Here is a 17,264-nt window from a genome sequence, read left to right on the forward strand (position 1 = left end):
AACGCTGTTTCAGTGCCGATCGGGGTAAGTCCTGAGGGCCTCAGGGGCGCGGCAGCAACGCCTCGAGCAACGGCCGGCGCCACTGCAGCGACAGCGGCTCCAGCACACCGAAACTCGACGCCAGCTCCCAGTAGGCCCAGGAGAAGCCGCGCGCCTCGGCCTGCTCGCGCACCGCGCGCGTCCAGGCGATGCGGGTGGCCTGATCGGCCCGCGAATAGGCGCCGAACTCGCCCAGCAGCACCGGCCGCTTCTCGCGCTCGGCCCAGCGCTGCACGCGGTCGAAGTCGTCGCGCAGCTTCCTTGTCTGCGCCGACGTGCCGCTCCAGGTGGTGCCCACCCATGCGCCGGCGCCGCTGACCCACTCGGCGCCCTGGTGGGTCACCGCCATCGGCTCGTAGTAGTGGAAGGTGGCGATCAGGTTGCGGTCGTCGGCCGGCAACTTCAGGTCTTCCAGCGCCGGGCCGCTGTTCCAGTCGCCACCGCCGACGATCAGCGTGCGCTGCGGGTTGCTGGCGCGGATGACCGGCAGCACGGCGGCAAGCGCCTCGTTCCAGCGTTCGCGCGTCAGTTCGCGGTTGGGTTCGTTGAGCAGTTCGAACAGCACCGTCTGCGGTGCGTCGCGGTAGTGCTCGGCCACCTGCCGCCAGATGGCAAGGAAGCGCTCACGTTCGGCGGCGGGCTCGAGCATCATGTTGGCGTAGTGATGCATGTCGAGCACGATCGCCAGCTTGTGCTTCAGCGCCAGCTGCACGATGCCGTCGACCCGCTCGAAGAAGTCCGGCGCGATGCGGTAGGGCGGCTGGATGCCGGCGCGCGCGTCCCAGCGCACCGGCAGGCGGATGGCGGTGAAGCCGGCTTGCGCCGTCAGGGTGATGAACTCGTCGCGCAGCATCGGCCCGGCCATGCCCTCCCGGGCGTGGTCGAGCATGTTGCCGAAGTTGATGCTGCGCTCCAGCAGCCGGTTGCAGCTGGCGGCCTGCTCGGCCGGCGGCTGCCCGGTGCTGCAGGCGCACGCCGCGCCCGCCACCGACATGGCGAACAACCACACCAGCGATTTCATCCAGGTCGGTGTCCGTGCCATGGTGTCCTTTCGGGCGAAGCGCCTGCCGGCGAGGCAAGTGAAGAATCTGTGAAAACGATATCATGCGAAACACGGCATGCACAATCGGTGCGACACCTCCCGATCCTCGACCCGTGGCAGCGACCTCCGACACCGACACCCCGCCTTCCACCATCACGGTCCTGGACGTCGCCCGCGAAGCGGGTGTCTCGCCGAGCACGGTGTCGCGCATCCTCAACGGAACGGCGCGGGTCACCTCCGACAAGCGGCAGGCGGTGGAGGAAGCGATCCGCAAGCTCGACTTCCGCCCCAACCTGTTCGCGCGCAGCCTGAAGACCGGCACGACGATGACGGTGGGCATCCTGACGCAGGACGTCGAGAGCCCGTTCTACGGCCGCGCGATGAAGGGCATCGAGGCCGGCCTGACCGGCACCGGCTATGCGCCGATCATCGTCAGCGGCCACTGGAACGCCGACGAGGAAGCCGAGCGCGTGCGCCTGCTGATGGCGCGGCGCATCGACGGCCTGGTCATCCTCACCGGCCACCTCGACGACCGGCAGATCGCCGAGTTCGCGCGCCATCAGCCGATCGTCGTCACCGGCCGGCACCTGGACGCGCCGCAGGTGCGCGCCTTCGCGTTCGACCAGGAGGGCGGTGGCTACCTCGCCACGCGCCACCTGCTCAGCCTCGGCCACCGCAGCATCGCCCACATCGCCGGCCCGGCCGACCACACCGACGCCACCGAGCGCCGCGCCGGCTACGAGCGCGCGCTGCGCGAGGCCGGGGTGCCGCTGCGCCCGGAGCTGGTCGTGCAGGGCGACTTCATGGAAAGCGGCGGCCTGCTGGCGATGAACCGGCTGCTCGACAGCGGCCAGCCCTTCACCGCGGTGTTCGCCGCCAACGACCAGACCGCCTTCGGCGCGCGCATGGCGATGTACCGGCGCGGCGTGCGCGTGCCCGACGACGTGTCCATCCTCGGCGTCGACGACCTGCCCGGCGCCGCCTACGCGACGCCGCCGATGACCACCATCCGCCAGCCGATCTACGAGCTGGGGCTGGCCGTCGCGCAGGCGCTGCTGGGCATGCTCGGCCACCCCGTGGCGCAGACGCCGGTGCCGCCGCTGGAGCTGGTGGTGCGCGAGACGACGCGCCGGCTCTGACGGCGCGAGCGCGCCAGCCGCTCAGGCGCGTTCGCGCGCCACCGCGTTCTCGATCTGCTCCTGCACCCGGCGCACGCCGCGCACGACCAGCAGCGGATCGAGCTCGGCTTGCGGCGCGACCTTGCCGGCCACCGCATCGAGCGTGTCCGGGTCGGTCATCAGCGCGTTGGCCAGCGCCGAGATGGCGCAGATCGCACGGCGCGGCACCTGCATCGGCAACTGCAGCGTGGCGTTGACCATCACGTGGTAGCGCACGCTGTTGACCGCCGCCGGCGCGAGGCCCCAGGTCTCGCACAGCGCGGCGCCCAGCGCGTCATGGCTGACGCCGAACTCGTCCTGCTCGAGCAGCAGCAGGTCTTCATCGCTCTCTGCGGCGCGCAGCAGCGGCCGATAGCGCTCGCTCGCGTGGCGGAACAGCACCGCCTTGCCGCACTCCTCGAACAGCCCGGCGGAGTGGGCCGCCCAGGGGTCGACGCTGAGCGCCATGCCGATGCGGCCCATCAGCAGGCCGCGCACGCTGGCACGCTCCCACACCGGGTCGAGCTCGGGCGCAGTCGGGAAGACGGCCTTCAGGCCCATCTCGAAGGTGACGGCCGCGACCTCGCGCGTGCCCAGGTAGGTGATGGCCTGCTGCACGCTCTGCACGCGGCCGGACAGGCCGTAGAGCGAGGAGTTCACCGCCTTCAGCACTGCCGAGGCGAGCGCCATGTCGCTGGTGACCAGCGCGCTGAGCGCCTGCAGGTTGACATCGTCGTCGGCCAGCAGCAGCGACAGCTTGACCAGCGCCTCGGGCTGGGCCGGAACATCGATGTTCAGGGATCGCAGTTGGGGATCGACGGGCATGGGCGACTCGCAGGCAAGACTCGGGCTCCTGCAGTCATGCTAGTCACGCCGACCGGCGGCGAGGGGCGGAAATGGCCGCGGTTCGTGGCGCAATTGGCCGATCGGCACACTTCGCGGGCGGCAGCGCTGCTCAGCGGAAGAATGCGTCCCACCCCGTCTTGGCGATCAGCGCGGTGACCACCACGATGAAGGCCACGCGCACGAAGCCGGCGCCGTGGCGCAGCGCCAGCCGCGTGCCGATCAGGCTGCCGGCCACGTTGGCGACCGCCAGCACCGCGGCCACATGCCACCACACGTGGCCCTTGGCGGCCAGCAGAAGCAGCGCCGACGCATTGGTGGCCGTGTTGAGCAGCTTGGCGCTGGCCGAGGCGTTGAGGAAGTCGAAGCCGAGCAGGCGCACGAACAGGAAGACGAAGAAGCTGCCCGCGCCGGGGCCGAAGAAGCCGTCGTAGAAACCCACCGCCGCGCCGATCGCGCAGGCCAGCAGCGTCTGCGCGCTGCCGTGAAAGCGCGGCGCGTGATGGCGGCCGAGGTCCTTGCGCGCCAGCGTGTAGGCCAGCACGGCCAGCAGCACGATGGGCAGCGCCTTGCGCAGACCCTCGGGGCTGGCCAGCGTGAGCACCCACGCGCCGGCGAAGCTGCCCGCCAGCGCCGCACCGGCAGCCGGCAGCAGCGAGGCCCAGGGCAGTTGCACGCGGCGCGAGAACTGCCAGGTCGCCCAGGCCGTGCCCCAGATGCCCGAGCCCTTGTTGGTGCCCAGCAGCGTGGCCGGCGCCGCGCCGGGGTACATGCCGAACAGCGCCGGCACGAGGATGAGCCCGCCGCCACCGACGATCGCATCGACGCAGCCGGCGAACAGCGACGCCAGTGCGACGAGGGCCAGTTCGGTCATGGGAAGTGAAAAGGGCGCCAGATCGATGATCTGGCGCCCTTCGCATTTTGCATCGGCCGCTCGAGCGGCCTGTCGATGTGCGCAGCCGGCGTTGCCCGCGGTGCGCTCTTGCGTCTCCTCAGTCCCCCGCCCTGACGAGCACCCGGGGGTGCCTGCCGCGCAGTGGGCGAACTGTAGGCGGGCCGCTCGGCGCGTCGCAGCAGGACTTACCCTGCCCCGCTCAAGGCGGCGGGAAGGTCCCTGGGCACGGCGATCTGCACCCGCGTGCCCTCGCCCGGCATGCTGTCCACCCGCACCGTGCCGCCGTGCAGCTCGGCGATGCGCTTGACGATCGCCAGCCCCAGCCCCTTGCCGCCTTCACCGGTGGCCGGGGCCACGCTCTGCCGGGCCTGGTAGAAGCGGTCGAACAGGTGCGGCAGGTCGGCGGCGGCGATGCCCGGGCCGGTGTCGGCCACCGTCACCTCGAGCTGGCCGCCGGCGGCGCGGGCGGCGAGCGTCACCGCGGCCCCGGCGGGGCAGAACTTCAGCGCGTTGTCGAGCAGGTTGGCCACGGCGCGCTCGAACAGCTCGATGTCCAGCGCGGCGAATGCCGGCTCGCCACCCACCTCGTGCTCGACCACCAGGCGCACGCCCTGCCGCGCAGCACGATCGCCGAAGCGCAGTGCGATGTCGTCGAGCAGTTCGCCGGCGTCGACCGGCTCGCGGCGCAGCGCGAAGCTCGGTTCGTCGAGCCGCGCCAGGTCGCCGAGCGACTGCACCAGCCGCGCGGCGTTGCGCGTGTTGCGCAGCGCCACCTCCACCAGGCCCAGCTCCTCGGCACGCGCCGCCTCGCCCCGCCAGCGCACCTGCAGCGTCTCCAGGCAGGCGGCGGTGGCAGTCAGCGGCGAGCGCAGGTCGTGGGAGAGATTGCTGACGCCTTCGCGGCGGAAATGGTCGAGCCGGCGCAACGCCGCCCATTGACGCTGCAGCGTCTGCAGCATCATCGAGAAGGCCTCGGTGAGGCGGCCGAACTCGTCGCGCCCGGCCCGCGGCAGCAGCTCGCCGGGCTGGCCGCTCAGCCCCTCGTCGAGCCCGCGCGCGGACAGCGTCGCCACTGCGTCGGTCAGGCGCTGCAGCGGGCGGGTCACCGCCGCGATGATGAGCGCCGCGAACAGCGTGGTCAGCGCGACGATGCCGCAGATCAGCAGCAGCGCCGGCAGCGCCAGGCTGTTGCGCAGCGCCTCCCAGCGCGAGGCCGGCAGCGCGGCCTTGTGGCAGACGAGGTAGAGCCAGCCGGCTGCTTCGCCGTCGTTGCGGATGGTCGCGCGGCGCACCGGGCGCGCTGCGATCACCGCGCCGTCGTCCATGCGCTCGGGATCGTCGCCCATCACGTAGCGGTTGCCGCTGCGCCCCTCGGCGACGGCCGCCGCCTCGCGCACCGGGCCGAGCGCGACCTTGAAATCCGCCGGCAGCTTCGCATCGCCGCTGGTCACCAGCACCGTGCCCTGGGCGTCGAGCAGGTACAGCTGCGTGTCGGGCTCGTACAGCACCAGCCCGCGCAGCCAGCTGCGGAATTCGTCCGGCTGGCGCTGCTGCAGGTCGAGCAGGTCGTCGTACTGCGCGGTGATGCGCCCGAGGAAGGCATTGGCGCGCGTGAAGGCCGTCTCGTGCTCGAAGCGCTCGAAGGCGTAGAGCACCGCGGCGATGACGCCCAGCGCGGTGAGCAGGCCGGTGGCGACCACCGTCAGCGCCAGCTTGAGGCGAACGGTCATGACAGCCCCTCGGCCGACGGGTACGTCGGCCGATCCCCCGCGGGGATGCGGGCCGGCTTGGGAGCGGCCCGGCGCTCGGCCCGCAGCCGCGTCACGCGGTGGCCTCGCGCAGCTTGTAGCCGGCGCCGCGCACGGTGAGGATCAGCTCCGGCCGCATCGGGTCGGCCTCGAGCTTGTTGCGAAGGCGGTTGATGTGGGTGGTGACGGTGTGCTCGTAGCCGTCGTGGCTGTAGCCCCAGACGGCATCGAGCAGCTGCGCGCGCGAGAACACGTGACCGGGATGCGTCGCGAAGTGCAGCAGCAGGTCGAACTCCAGCGCGGTGAACTCGATCGCCTGGCCGCGGTAGCGCACCTGGCGCTTGGCCGGCTGGATCTCCAGCGCGCCGTGGCGGATCAGGTTCGCCGCGCTGGCCGGCTGCGCCTGTGCGGCGCGCAGCAGCTCGGCGCGGCGCAGCAGCGCCTTCACGCGGGCCAGCAGCTCGGCCAGCGAGAAGGGCTTGGTGAGGTAGTCGTCGGCGCCGAGTTCGAGGCCGAGCACGCGGTCGAGCTCGGTGGACTTGGCCGTCAGCATCAGGATCGGTGCGGCACTGCCGCGCGCGCGCAGCGCCTTGCAGACCTCCAGCCCGTCCAGCCCCGGCATCATCAGGTCGAGCAACAGCAGGTCGCGCGGCTGCGCGGTCTGCTCGGCCAGGGCGGCAGCGCCGTCGGCCACCGCCGTGACCTGGTAGCCGGCATTGCGCAGGTTCAGCACCAGCAGGTCGCGGATGTCGGCCTGGTCCTCGGCGACGAGGATGGCGACGGGCGTGGGCAGGGGCGACGACATGCATGGATTGTCGGTCCGCGAGGTGGCGAACTTACGCCGATGTGATCTTGGCGTGATGTTCGGTGAGGGTGGCGCGAGGTAGCCCGGCCACAGTCACCGCATCGACACCGACCCGGAGCCCACCGATGAACGCCGTCCTCGCCGCCCCTGCTGCCGCCCCGCTGCCCATCGCCATCGACTGGGCCGAGATGGTCTCGCACCGCGATGCGCTGGTGCGCTTCGCGCAGCGCCGGCTGCTCGACCCGGTGCTGGCCGAGGACGTGGTGCACGACGTCTTCGAGGCGGTGATCTCCGGCCGGGCCGCCTTCGCCGGCCGCTCGGCGCTGCGCTCCTGGCTGACGGCGATCCTGAAGCACAAGATCGTCGACCTGGTGCGCCAGCGTGCGCCGCTGCACAGCCTGCACCAGGGCGTGGACGACGACGAATCGGACACCAGCCTCGACATCGAGTGCCCGCAGCCGCGGCCCGACGAAGTGGCCGAGCAGCGCGAACGGCTGGCGCAGACGATGTCGCGCATCGCGACGCTGCCGGCAGGCCTGCGCGACGCTGTGCAGCTGCGCCTGCTGCAGGACCGCGATACCGACGAGGTCTGCGCTGCGCTCTCGATCAGCGAGGACAACCTGTTCGTGCGCCTGCATCGGGCGCGCCGCCAGCTGTCCGCCTGAGCGCCGCGGCGGCGCTGCAAACCGTTACCAAGGGCCGCTCAGGCCTGTGCGCGGCGGGTCGAAAACCGGGGCATCACCCGCGGCGCGTGATGCATGTCGAGGCCGCATCGTCATCCGTCCGACCAGGAGCCTCCATGCCCGCCATCGCCGCCACCACCGCCCCCCGCACCGCACCGACCGAGCTCGTCGCCACGCCGACGCGAACCCAGCGCCACCGCTGCGAGCACCGCGACGAGGAGGACAGTGACGGCGCGCGCCGCGCCGAGGCGCCGGCCCGGCGCGGCAATGCGCTGGTCTCGGCGATGATGAGCGCGCTGAAGGAGCTGATGCCCGCCTCGACGGCCGAGGCGGAGGACGGCGCGGCCCTGAAGGACAGCGCGATGGCCTTCGCACACGAGCTCGTCGATGCCCTGCGCAGCAGCGGCCGTGGCATGGCGCTCGGCCATGCGCACCACCCCCATCGGCATGGCGGCGACCGGCATGGCGGCTACGACAACCTCGCCCAGCGCCTGGACCGGCTGGCCGCGCAGGTCGATGCGCCCGCGGCGGCGGCCACCGGCACCACGACGATCAGCGCCAGCCTGAGCAGCGCGTCGTTCAGCGCCAGCGTCGATGGCGACACCGCCAGCGCCTCGCTGTCGGTGACCACGCTGCAGATCGACCTGACCCAGCAGACCGCGATGGCGAGCACCGAATCGCCGCTGCAGGCGGCGTTCCGGAAGCTGTTCGAGGCACTGCAGCCGGCCTCTGCCCCGGGCACGCCCGCGGGCGAGGCGGCGGCGAGCAGCAGCCTGTCGAGCTTCCTGCGACAACTCGCCGGCGCACTGCGCGGCAGCGACGACGGCAGCGCGATGCAGACGCCCACGCGCGGCGGACTGCTCAGCCTCGCAGCCTGAACGCCGCCGAGCCGGCATCATCGGCGCGGTCCAGCCAGCGCGCCGCCTCGGCCGGCGCCAGCGGGCGCGCGTACAGATAGCCCTGCATCACGCTGCAGCCGGCGGCACGCACCGCCTCCGACTGCGCCGGCGTCTCCACACCCTCGGCGATCACGTCCAGATCCAGCGTCACGGCGAGATCGCAGATCGCCTTGACCACCGCGGTGGCGTCGGCCGCGGGCAGCGGCTCGACCAGCGAGCGGTCGATCTTCACCGTTCGCAGCGGCAGGCTGCGCAGCATGTTCAGCGACGAGAAGCCGGTGCCGAAGTCGTCCAGCGCGACCTCGATGCCGTGCGAGCGCAGCAGCGCGATGCGGCCGCGCGCCTGCTCCATGTGGGTGACCGCCACGCTCTCGGTGATCTCCAGCGACAGCAGCGTGGGCGGCACGCCGTGGCGGCGCATCGCCTGCAGCACGTCGTCGGTGAAGCCCGGGTCGAGCAGCTGCAGCGGCGACACGTTCACCGCCACCGGCACGGCATGGCCGTACTCGGCGCGCCAGCGCTCGATCTGCAGGCACGCCAGTTCGAGGATGAGCTTGCCCAGCTCGCGGATCTGCCCGGTGCGCTCGGCCGCGGGCACGAACTGCAGCGGGCCGATGCGGCCGATGCCCGGGCGGTCCCAGCGCACCAGCGCCTCGAAGCCGACCAGCACCGGCGGCCGCGCCGCGCTGCGGATCTCCACCTTGGGCTGGTAGACGAGGCTGAACTCCTCGTTCTTAAGCCCGGCGCGCAGCGCCTGCTCGGCCAGCAGCGTGGCGCCCGAGCCGCGCTCGAAGCGCTCCTCGGCGAACTGCAGCGAGGTGCCTGGCACATGCTTGGCCTCGTGCATCGCGGCGTTGGCGGCACGCAGCAGCGCCTCGGCGCCGCGGCCGTTGGCCGGGTGCAGCGCCACGCCGATCGACGCGTCGAGGAAGAACTCGTGCCCCGGCAAGGCCAGCGGCTGGGCGAGCAGGCCCTGCACCCGCTGCGCCACCTCGCGCGCGCTGCGCTCGCTGTCGTCGGCCGCCGCGAGCAGCGCGAACTCGTCTTCGCCCAGGCGCATCGTCTCGGCCAGGCCGCCCAGCGTGCCGGCCAGGCGCGCGGCCAGGGCACGAAGCACATCGTCGCCGACCGGGTGGCCATGGGCCTCGTTGAACAGCTTGAAGCGGTCGACGTCGAGCAGCAGCAACGCGAAGCCGGTGCCGTTCGCGCACAGCTCGCGCAGCCGCGCCAGCAGCGCGCTGCGGTTGGGCAGGCCGGTCAGCTCGTCGTGTGTGGCCTGGTGCAGCAACGCAGTGGTGGCGTCGTGCTGCGCGGTTTCGTCGCTGATCACCACCTGCTCGGCCGGGGCGCCGTCCCAGTCGATGCGCCAGGCCGAGAAGCGCAGCCGGATCGGCGTGCCGTCGAAGCGGAAGCGCTGGCCCGACCAGCTGGCCCGCTCGAGTTCGCCGGCGATCAGCTGGCGATGGCGTTCGCGCCCGGCAGAGCGCTCGGCCTCGGGCATGGTCGCCTCGCGCCACAGCGTGTGCACCTCGTCCAGCGAGTTCAGCCCGTAGATGCGCAGCATCGCCGGGTTGGCATAGAGCAACCGCTCGCCTCGCACCACGGCCACGCCCTGGTGCGAGTGCTCGGTCAGCCGCGTGAAGCGCTCGCGCGCCTGCAGCGAGGCCTCGGCCGAGCGGCGCCCGGCCGCATGCAGCAGCGCCAGGCCGATGCCCATGCGCAGCAACGCACCGGCCAGCGACTGCCGCTCGATCACCGCATCGCCGAAGAAGAAGATCTGGAACTGGTTGAGCGCCAGCAGCACCAGCAACAGCCCCGAGATCCGCTCGGCGCCGCCGCGCCCCCACAGCCAGGCCGCTGCCGCCGCGCCGACCAGCAGGTTGAGCAGCGCCGGCATGGCCAGCGCGAAGGGCGCGCCCAGCGGCAGCAGGCCGAGGCCGATGACGGCGAGCACGGCCGTGCCAAGACGCTGCCGCCGGCGCGTGAATGGCCGGTCCGCGAGGTGGCCGACACCCATCGCAATCAGCCCGGCAGACAACAGCGCGACCGCGACCAGCGTGACCAGTCCGGCCGTGCGCAGCGCCGGCACACCGCCATCGGTCATCAGCTGGTAGGCCGGCGGCAGCGCCGCGTGCAGCAGGAAGGCCAGGCCGACCATGCGCAGGAAGGCCTGCGAGCGGTCGCGCTGCCAGGCCAGCAGCAGCGCGCCGCCGAAGGCCAGGCAGATGGCGACGTTGGCGAGGTAGACCGGGTGGGTCACGTCGGGAGCGTCGGCGTCAGCGCCGGGCCTGCACGATCCACTGCGCCGCCCGCTCCGCGATCATCAGCGTCGGCGAATTGGTGTTGCCGCTGGTGATGGTCGGCATGATGCTGGCGTCGGCCACGCGCAGCCCGGCCACGCCGTGCACGCGCAGCTGCGCGTCGACCACCGCGCCCGGATCGCTCGCCGGGCCCATCTTCGCGGTGCCGACCGGGTGGAAGATCGTCGTGCCGATGTCGCCGGCCAGGCGCGCGAGTTCCTCGTCGCTGCGGAACTGCACGCCGGGCTTGTATTCGCGCGGCTGGTACTTCGCCAGCGCCGGCTGTGCGGCGATGCGCCGCGTCAGCCGCAGCGACTCGGCGGCGATGCGGCGGTCCTCGTCGGTCGACAGGTAGTTCGGCGCGATGCTCGGCGCGTCGGTGGCGTTCGGCGTGCGGATCTGCACCGCGCCGCGGCTGGCCGGGTTGAGGTTGCACACGCTGGCGGTGAAGGCGGGAAAGCGGTGCAGCGGCTGGCCGAAGGCGTCCAGCGACAGCGGCTGCACGTGGTACTCGAGGTTGGCGTGCGGCTGCGACGGGTCGCTCTTCGTGAACGCGCCGAGCTGCGACGGCGCCATGCTCATCGGCCCGCTGCGCTTGAACAGGTATTCGAGGCCGATGCGCGCCTTGCCCCACCAGGAGTTGGCCAGCGTGTTCAGCGTGGTCACGCCATCGACCTGGAAGACGGCGCGGATCTGCAGGTGGTCCTGCAGGTTGGCGCCGACACCCTCGAGCGCATGTTCGACGCGGATGTCGTGCCGCTGCAGCAGGCCGGCCGGCCCGATGCCGGAGAGCTGCAGGATCTGCGGCGTGCCGATCGCGCCGGTGGCCAGGATCACCTCGCCGCCGTCGGCCAGGCGCGCCTGCACCGGCGCGCCGCCGCCTTGCGGCAGGATCTCGATGCCGACGGCGCGGCGCGAACCGTCCCACGAACCCCCGCTGTCGCGGTGCGCCAGCAGCAGCCGCGTGATCTGCGCGCCGGTCCAGACCTGCAGGTTGTCGCGCTCCTGCACCGGGCGCAGGAAAGCCTTGGTCGCGTTCCAGCGCACGCCGGCGCGCTGGTTGACCTCGAAGTAGCCCACGCCTTCGTTGTCGCCGCGGTTGAAGTCCTCGCAGGCCGGAATGCCCGCCTGCTGCGCGGCCAGTGCGAAGGCGTCGAGGATCTCCCAGCGCAGGCGCTGCTTCTCCACCCGCCACTCGCCGCCGGCACGCTCGCCGCTCGGGTCGAAACCCGGCGCGGCGTGGAACGCGTCGGCGCCCTTGTGGAAGTCCTCGTGCTTCAGGAAGTAGGGCAGGCACTCGGCCCAGCTCCAGCCCGCGTTGCCGAGCGCGCCCCAGTGGTCGTAGTCACGCGCCTGGCCGCGCATGTAGATCATGCCGTTGATGCTCGAGCAGCCGCCCAGCACCTTGCCGCGCGGGTAGCGCAGCGAGCGCCCGTTCAGCCCTGGGTCGGGGTCGGTCGCGTAGAGCCAGTCGGTGCGCGGGTTGCCGATGCAGTAGAGGTAGCCGACCGGGATGTGCACCCAGACGTAGTCGTCGTTGCCGCCGGCCTCGACGAGCAGCACGCGCTTGCTCCTGTCCGCGCTGAGGCGGTTGGCCAGCAGGCAGCCGGCCGTGCCGGCGCCACAGACGATGTAGTCGTAGCGGTTCTCGCTCATCCCTGCCCTTGTGTGATGGGCGCGATGATAGGAGAGCGGCTCAGCGCGGCAAGGGCGGAAGCGGCTCGACCGCGCCGCCGGGCTCGGCCGGGGTGTGCGCCACGTTGAGGACCATGGAAACCATCACGAAGTAGCCGACCAGCGCCGTCAGCTCGACCACGCCGCGCTCGCCGAAGCGTGCGCGCATCCGTTCGTAGCTCGTGTCGCTGACGCCGTGGTGGGCGAGCAGCTCGGTGCAGAAGTCGTGCGTCAGCGCCTCGTCCTCGTCCATGTCGTCGGGGCGGCGACCCTCGCGCAGTGCCGCGATGCTCGCTGCGCTGGTGCCTGCCTTGGCCGCCGCGGCCGCGTGCACCGCCCACTCGAACTGCTGTGTCCAGGCGCGCGCGACGATCAGCGTGGCGAACTCGTTGACCCGCGCCGGCAGCACGCTGTCGAAGCGCAGGTATTCACCGAGCTTGCCGATGCGCTGCAGCAGCACCGGGCTGCGCAGCAGCGGGATGAATGGGCCCTTCACCGCCTTGCGCGGGCCGGCGATCAGTTCGTCGGCGGCAGCGCGCTGGGCGTCGTCGAGTCGTTCGTAGGGCAGGGGCGGAAGGCGGTCGTTCATGCGGATCTTTGTCAACGCACACTGTCAACGCACACTGCCCGCGAGCGCCGGGAACAGCTTGACCAGGCCGTCGCTCATCACCTCGACCGCCAGCGCGGCGAGGATCAGGCCCATCAGGCGCGTCATCACGTTGATGCCGGTCTGGCCCAGCACCTTCGCGATGCGGCCGGACAGGCTGAACGCGACCCACACCGCCAGCGCGATGACCACGCCGTAGCCGACCAGCACCGCGAGCTCCCACCAGTGGCGTGTCTTGTCGGCGTAGATGACCATGGTGGAGATGGTCGCCGGCCCGGTCAGCAGCGGGATGGTCAGCGGCACGATGGCGATGCTGTCGCCGGCATCGACCTTGGTGTTGCCCTCGCTCACGTCTTCCTTGCGGCCCTCGGCCGGCTGGGCGTTGAGCATCTGAAGCGAGGAGATCAGCAGCAGCATGCCGCCGCCGACCTGGAACGAGGCCAGCGAGATGCCGAAGAACTCGATGATCTTCAGGCCCGCCAGCGCGCTCACCGCAATGACGCAGAACGCACTGAATGCGGACACCCGGATGGTGCGCTGGCGTTGCTCGCGGCTGAAACCCTGGGTGAAGTGGATGAAGAAAGGGATAACCCCGATCGGGTTGACGATCGCCAGCAAGGCGATCAACGGCTTGAAGAGGTCCATGCGCACATCCTAGGCTGGGCGCGGTCTGGCGCTCTGCGACAGGGCGCGGCAAACGTCAGCCCGAAAACAACACTTTCTCGCTTGACTCGGTGCGCACTTTTGCGCAGTTCACTTATATTCGCCAGTCTGTGTATGGACGCGGCGCCTTCGCTTGAATGGTTCACGATGGGTAGAAGCTCCACATGGTCTGCAGGAAATGGAAAGGGGCTCTCCCATGGGCAACAAACTCTACGTCGGTAATCTCGCCTACTCGATCCGCGACGAAGATCTTCAACAGTCGTTCTCGCAATTCGGTACGGTGACGTCCGCGAAGGTCATGATGGATCGCGACACCGGCCGTTCGAAGGGCTTCGGCTTCGTCGAGATGGGTTCGGACGCCGAAGCGCAATCCGCGATCAACGGCATGAACGGCCAGCCGCTCCAGGGCCGCGCCCTGGTGGTCAACGAAGCCCGTCCGCGCGAAGAGCGTCCGGGCGGCTTCGGCGGTGGCGGCGGCCGCTCCGGTGGCGGCGGCTACGGTGGTGGTGGCGGCTACGGCGGCGGCGGTGGTGGCGGCTACGGCGGTGGTGGCGGTGGCCGCTCCGGCGGTGGCGGCGGCTACGGCGGTGGTGGCGGCAGCCGCTCCGGCGGTGGCGGTAGCTACGGCGGTGGCGGCGGCAGCCGCGGCGGCTACTGAGTCCTCGCCGATTCGTTGAAGAAGGCGGGTGCGAAAGCACACCGCCTTTTTTTTTGCCCGGCCCGGCTCACGGCATCACTGTCCGAACTCGAACGAGACCTTCGCGAACAGCTCGTTCTCGACCTGGCGCGCCTGGCCCGGCGCGGGACGGCCGGTCTGCCGGCTGAGCCCCATGCTGAGATTGCGGCCGAGGCCGAAGCGGCGCAGGAACACCAGCGAGGTGGTCTGGCCGCGCAGGTCGGCCGCGGGCACGCTCTCGCCGGTGCCCGGCCGCACGAAGCGTGTGCCCTGCCAGACGGCGCGCAGCGAGTCGCGCGCATCGAGGTGAAGCACGAGCAGCCACTGCAGCGCGGTGTCGGTCAGTGCGCGGCGGCCATCCGGTGCGGCGATGCGGTTCTGCTCGAGGCGCTGTTCACTCTCCAGCCACAACGCACCGAGTGGCGCACGCAGGTTCAGCTCGAGCAACAGCTCGCTGCCGCGGCCGACACGATCGGCCTCGACGTCGAGCCGCCGCCCGACGGTGCTCTCGACATGCAGCTTGGTCAGCCACGGCACCGGGTTGACGCTGTAGCTCGCGGCGATCGCCGGCACCGAGCGCAGCGGCGTGTCGCTGCGCGCGCGTTCGGCGTCGAACTGCGCATGCACCCAGGCCTCGGTGTTGCGCGACGCGGCCAGCCAGATGCCGGCGTGCGCATAGCGGCCGATGGTCTGGCCGCCGGGCACATCGTGGTCGGCCACGGTGCTCTTGTGCTGCATCCACAGGTAGGTCTCGAACTCGTGCGCCGAGAAGGCCAGCGGCCCCGGCACCGCGACCTCGCCCCAGCGGCGGATCAGTTCGGTCTGCAGCACGCGCGCGCCGGCCTGCTCGACGAAGCCGTTGTCGTTGCGAAAGCGCGGGCTGACCTCGGTGGCCTCGGCGGTGAGGTTCCAGCCGGGCACACGCATCCACCACGCGGCGTTCAGATGGTGGCCGCTGCGGCCCGGGCTCGTGTCGCCGTCGCGGCTGCGGGAGCTCATCGCGCGGGCACGCCATTGCTGCTCGTCGCTCGGCCGCCAGACCATGTCGACACCGGCGACGCGATTGCTCGCGCCACCGTCGCTCTCGTCGCGCTGCGACAGCAGGGTGCCGGCCGTGAACGACTCGCCATGCCAGCGACCGCGCAGCAGCGTGGCCTGCGAGCGGCGGTCCTGCAGCAGCACGTCGGTGGCGTAGGGCCCCGGGCGCAGCAGCAGGCCGCCGCCGTCGTCGCGCAGCGACAGCGCGGTGGCATCGGCGCGAGTGCCGCGCCAGGTGGCGCGCAGGCCCCAGCCCGGATCGGTCACCGAGCGCGAGTAGAACGCCGCCAGCGGCAGGTCGATGACGTCGGTGCTCTCGAGGAAGAACGGCCGCTTCTCCGGCACGCTCAGCGCGAAGCGCGTGTTGCCGGCGAGCTGCGGCACGTCGAGCTCGACCTGCGAGAAGTCGGGGTTTAGCGTCGCGTCGAATACCCAGTCGGCACGCGGGCGCCACTTGATCTCGGCGCCGAGCGCACCGCGCGACTCGCGCTGCGTCGCCAGGCCGTCGCTGCGCCGTGTCGAGCGCAGTGTCAGCTCCGGGCGCACCGACAGCAGCCCATGCGAGCGCACCCGCTCGGCGATGTCCTCCAGCCCGGCGATCGGCTGCAGCTCGGCGATGAAGTTCAGCGCGTCCTTGGTCAGCGGCGCCGACAGCAGCAGGATGCTCGACTCGCGCGGGATGCTGCGCGCGGCCATGATGCGCCACGGCGCGCCGCCCTCGTACGGGTAGCGCAGCGTCATCAGCGGCAGGCGCAGCTCGACGCTGTAGCCGTCGGCCAGGCGCTGCGTCGCGGCGTCGACCTCGAAGTCGGGTGCGAAGTCCTCGGTGTCGGTGGCGGCGATGAACATGCCGTCGGCCACCACGCCGGCAGCGTTGATGCGCACGAACTGCGCCGAGCGCCGCGTGCCGACCGGGTCGATGACCACCGAGACGAAGTCCTGGTCGCGCAGCACCTTGTCGCGGCGCATCAGCGGCGCGCGGATCTCGTCCGGCCGCGGGTCCCAGGCGCGGATGCCGACCACCAGCGCATGCTCCTCGACGACGATCTGCATCGTCGTGCGATAGCCCTCGGGCACCGGCTGGCGGTCGCGCGGCAGGTATTGCACGAAGGCATCGTGCACCGGGGCGGATTGCCAGGCGGCTTCGTCGAGCCGGCCGTCGATGCGCAGCGGCGGGGTGTCGGCGGCAGGCCGGAAGGCTTGCGGCTGCGCGGACACACCACTGGCGGCCACGCCCAGCGCCAGGGCAAGCATCTGCATCCATCGCCGGACCCGCGGCCGGCGGGCAAAGTTGTCTCTCATGTCGAACTTTCGCGGACGACACGGCGCAGCGGCTCGTGGCCGCGGGCCATGCGGTGATTCGATGGGCCGCGCGCGGGCGCTGCGGCCGGGGTGCCGGGTGGGTCGAAGCGACCGTGCCCGGCGAGCGCCATTCAGGCGATGCGAATGTCAGTCATGGGAGAACCTCCTTGTCGCCGGCGGCTTGTGCTGCGCCTTGTGGCGACCGCTGCGTGCGGTGCGCGCGAGTGTAGAGGCGGCTACTCGCCTTGTCGATGCTTGCGCGGCCGGCCAGCGAGCGCGCGGTCGAACAGGCCGTTGGGCAGCAGCCGCAGCAGCTTCGCCACCACGCCCATCTGCCACGGAATGACGCGGTAGCTGGTGCCCGCAGCGATGGCGCGGAAGGCCTGGTCGGCAAATGCGTCGGCACTCATCAGGAAGGGCATGCTGTAGCGGTTCTGGCGCGTCAGCGGCGTGTCGATGTAGCCGGGCAGCAGCGTCACCACCTTCACGCCGCTCGGGCGCAGCTCGCCGCGCAGGCTCTCGCAGTAGCTGATCACCGCGGCCTTGCTGGAGCAGTAGGCGCCGTGGCCCGGCAGGCCGCGGATGCCGGCCACGCTGGCGATGCCCACCAGCGTGCCGCTGCCGCGCTGGCGCATCGCACGCATGAAGGGGTGGAAGGTCGCGGCCACGCCGATCACGTTGGTCTCGTAGGTGGCGCGCATCACCTCGAGGTCGTCGAAGACCTCGGTGTCGATGCCCACGCTGATGCCGGCGTTGGCGATCACCACGTCGGGCACGCCCTGCGCGGCGATGCAGGCGCGGCCGGCGGCCTCGATGGCGGCGAGGTCGCGCACGTCGGCGGCGTACACGCCCGCATCGGCGCAGCCCTGCGCCTGGGCCCAGGCGCGCACCTC

At 71.6% G+C, this 17,264-nt stretch carries 15 protein-coding genes; 4 read left to right on the forward strand and 11 right to left on the reverse strand.

Annotated elements, in window-relative coordinates:
- Positions 1-40 precede the first annotated feature (40 nt).
- Positions 41-1,081, reverse strand: a complete 1,041-nt coding sequence (locus tag AAG801_RS30490) for a glycoside hydrolase family 5 protein (protein WP_341891746.1) — start codon at positions 1,079-1,081, stop codon at positions 41-43.
- A 113-nt stretch (positions 1,082-1,194) separates the two neighbouring features.
- On the opposite strand from AAG801_RS30490, the gene AAG801_RS30495 reads away from it, so the two are divergent.
- On the forward strand, positions 1,195-2,220 hold the full coding sequence (locus AAG801_RS30495) for a substrate-binding domain-containing protein (protein ID WP_341891747.1): 1,026 nt from the start codon (positions 1,195-1,197) through the stop codon (positions 2,218-2,220).
- A gap of 21 nt (positions 2,221-2,241) precedes the next feature.
- On the opposite strand, the gene AAG801_RS30500 is transcribed toward AAG801_RS30495, so the two are convergent.
- The 4 genes from AAG801_RS30500 to AAG801_RS30515 all read right to left on the reverse strand — a co-directional run bounded on the left by AAG801_RS30500 (position 2,242) and on the right by AAG801_RS30515 (position 6,529).
- Entirely contained in the window at positions 2,242-3,063 is an 822-nt protein-coding gene (locus AAG801_RS30500) for an HDOD domain-containing protein (RefSeq protein WP_341891748.1), read from the reverse strand.
- A 130-nt stretch (positions 3,064-3,193) separates the two neighbouring features.
- Positions 3,194-3,955 (reverse strand): TSUP family transporter, encoded by a 762-nt coding sequence (locus AAG801_RS30505; protein WP_341891749.1) that lies wholly within the window; start codon positions 3,953-3,955, stop codon positions 3,194-3,196.
- A 206-nt stretch (positions 3,956-4,161) separates the two neighbouring features.
- On the reverse strand, positions 4,162-5,706 hold the full coding sequence (locus AAG801_RS30510; RefSeq protein WP_341891750.1) for a HAMP domain-containing sensor histidine kinase: 1,545 nt from the start codon (positions 5,704-5,706) through the stop codon (positions 4,162-4,164).
- A 91-nt stretch (positions 5,707-5,797) separates the two neighbouring features.
- On the reverse strand, positions 5,798-6,529 hold the full coding sequence (locus AAG801_RS30515) for a response regulator transcription factor (RefSeq protein WP_341891751.1): 732 nt from the start codon (positions 6,527-6,529) through the stop codon (positions 5,798-5,800).
- Positions 6,530-6,654: 125 nt separating this feature from the next.
- Here AAG801_RS30515 and AAG801_RS30520 point away from each other — a divergent pair, with 125 nt between their 5' ends.
- Both AAG801_RS30520 and AAG801_RS30525 read left to right on the forward strand, forming a co-directional pair.
- Positions 6,655-7,194 carry a sigma-70 family RNA polymerase sigma factor gene (locus AAG801_RS30520; RefSeq protein ID WP_341891752.1) on the forward strand — a complete coding sequence of 180 codons (540 nt, stop codon included), beginning with the start codon at positions 6,655-6,657 and terminating at the stop codon, positions 7,192-7,194.
- Between the two features lie 134 nt (positions 7,195-7,328).
- On the forward strand, positions 7,329-8,090 hold the full coding sequence (locus AAG801_RS30525; RefSeq protein ID WP_341891753.1) for a hypothetical protein: 762 nt from the start codon (positions 7,329-7,331) through the stop codon (positions 8,088-8,090).
- Here AAG801_RS30525 and AAG801_RS30530 read toward each other — a convergent pair.
- From AAG801_RS30530 to AAG801_RS30545, 4 genes are read right to left on the reverse strand one after another with little or no spacing between them, the layout of a single operon-like run.
- On the reverse strand, positions 8,074-10,371 hold the full coding sequence (locus AAG801_RS30530) for an EAL domain-containing protein (protein WP_341891754.1): 2,298 nt from the start codon (positions 10,369-10,371) through the stop codon (positions 8,074-8,076). The genes AAG801_RS30525 and AAG801_RS30530 overlap by 17 nt on opposite strands.
- Positions 10,372-10,387: 16 nt before the next feature.
- Positions 10,388-12,067: a GMC family oxidoreductase N-terminal domain-containing protein gene (locus tag AAG801_RS30535; protein WP_341891755.1), complete on the reverse strand. Its 1,680-nt coding sequence runs from the start codon at positions 12,065-12,067 to the stop codon at positions 10,388-10,390.
- 40 nt (positions 12,068-12,107) lie between these two features.
- Complete coding sequence (locus AAG801_RS30540; RefSeq protein ID WP_341891756.1) at positions 12,108-12,674, reverse strand: carboxymuconolactone decarboxylase family protein; 567 nt, start codon at positions 12,672-12,674, stop codon at positions 12,108-12,110.
- Between the two features lie 24 nt (positions 12,675-12,698).
- Positions 12,699-13,337, reverse strand: coding sequence for a MarC family protein (locus AAG801_RS30545; protein ID WP_341891757.1), 639 nt, complete (start codon positions 13,335-13,337; stop codon positions 12,699-12,701).
- Positions 13,338-13,551: 214 nt separating this feature from the next.
- On the opposite strand from AAG801_RS30545, the gene AAG801_RS30550 reads away from it, so the two are divergent.
- A complete protein-coding gene (locus AAG801_RS30550) occupies positions 13,552-14,013 on the forward strand; it encodes an RNA-binding protein (protein WP_341891758.1) in 462 nt (153 codons plus the stop codon).
- Between the two features lie 75 nt (positions 14,014-14,088).
- Here AAG801_RS30550 and AAG801_RS30555 read toward each other — a convergent pair whose 3' ends face one another.
- The gene (locus AAG801_RS30555) at positions 14,089-16,329 is read right to left on the reverse strand and encodes a DUF5916 domain-containing protein (RefSeq protein ID WP_341891759.1); all 2,241 of its coding nucleotides are present in this window, start codon (positions 16,327-16,329) and stop codon (positions 14,089-14,091) included.
- Positions 16,330-16,607: 278 nt separating this feature from the next.
- The coding region (locus AAG801_RS30560) for an SDR family oxidoreductase (RefSeq protein ID WP_341891760.1) at positions 16,608-17,264 on the reverse strand (657 nt) is incomplete at its 5' end.

This window comes from Variovorax sp. YR752 (genome assembly GCF_943372545.1).

What these genes read in the sequence shown, in the direction of transcription:
- AAG801_RS30500 (WP_341891748.1), bottom strand. Translation starts at nt 3,063, where the DNA reads ATGCCCGTCGATCCCCAACTGCGATCCCTGAACATCGATGTTCCGGCC.
- AAG801_RS30525 (WP_341891753.1), top strand. Translation starts at nt 7,329, where the DNA reads ATGCCCGCCATCGCCGCCACCACCGCCCCCCGCACCGCACCGACCGAG.
- AAG801_RS30550 (WP_341891758.1), top strand. Translation starts at nt 13,552, where the DNA reads ATGGGCAACAAACTCTACGTCGGTAATCTCGCCTACTCGATCCGCGAC.
- AAG801_RS30535 (WP_341891755.1), bottom strand. Translation starts at nt 12,067, where the DNA reads ATGAGCGAGAACCGCTACGACTACATCGTCTGTGGCGCCGGCACGGCC.
- AAG801_RS30505 (WP_341891749.1), bottom strand. Translation starts at nt 3,955, where the DNA reads ATGACCGAACTGGCCCTCGTCGCACTGGCGTCGCTGTTCGCCGGCTGC.
- AAG801_RS30520 (WP_341891752.1), top strand. Translation starts at nt 6,655, where the DNA reads ATGAACGCCGTCCTCGCCGCCCCTGCTGCCGCCCCGCTGCCCATCGCC.
- AAG801_RS30490 (WP_341891746.1), bottom strand. Translation starts at nt 1,081, where the DNA reads ATGGCACGGACACCGACCTGGATGAAATCGCTGGTGTGGTTGTTCGCC.
- AAG801_RS30515 (WP_341891751.1), bottom strand. Translation starts at nt 6,529, where the DNA reads ATGTCGTCGCCCCTGCCCACGCCCGTCGCCATCCTCGTCGCCGAGGAC.
- AAG801_RS30555 (WP_341891759.1), bottom strand. Translation starts at nt 16,329, where the DNA reads ATGCAGATGCTTGCCCTGGCGCTGGGCGTGGCCGCCAGTGGTGTGTCC.
- AAG801_RS30510 (WP_341891750.1), bottom strand. Translation starts at nt 5,706, where the DNA reads ATGACCGTTCGCCTCAAGCTGGCGCTGACGGTGGTCGCCACCGGCCTG.
- AAG801_RS30545 (WP_341891757.1), bottom strand. Translation starts at nt 13,337, where the DNA reads ATGGACCTCTTCAAGCCGTTGATCGCCTTGCTGGCGATCGTCAACCCG.
- AAG801_RS30540 (WP_341891756.1), bottom strand. Translation starts at nt 12,674, where the DNA reads ATGAACGACCGCCTTCCGCCCCTGCCCTACGAACGACTCGACGACGCC.